Annotated in this window: 1 protein-coding gene; it reads left to right on the top strand. The window is 68.2% G+C overall.

Annotated features, from left to right (window positions below; translation table 11 throughout):
- Window positions 1-21: 21 nt before the first annotated feature.
- On the top strand, window positions 22-255 hold a 234-nt coding region (locus H3H39_RS27490), incomplete at its 3' end, for a hypothetical protein (RefSeq protein ID WP_182157706.1).

Below are 255 nucleotides of genomic sequence, written 5' to 3'. Positions count from 1 at the left end.
CCGTCTCGGAGGGAAAATAACATGAGTACTCAAGTATCTTTCAAGCGGGCCGCCGCCGCGCTGGCCGTGTTGGCCGCGCTGGGCGCCAGCATTCATTTTGTGCATGCCTCGCAGGCGCCGCACGCCGTTACATCCGCCCCGTCGGCCGCCCCTAAGCCCGTCCCCGACAGCATCAGCTTCGACGCCAATGCGCCCCAGTGGTCCTCGCTCAAGGTCAGCGCGCTGGCGGCCGGCGCCTTGCCGGTGGCCGAGCCG

Source organism: Rugamonas apoptosis, assembly GCF_014042355.1.
In the GTDB taxonomy this organism is placed as follows: domain Bacteria; phylum Pseudomonadota; class Gammaproteobacteria; order Burkholderiales; family Burkholderiaceae_D; genus Rugamonas; species Rugamonas apoptosis.
The sequence above is the reverse complement of the archived record's forward strand: the minus strand, read 5'-3'. Positions and strand labels throughout refer to the sequence as shown.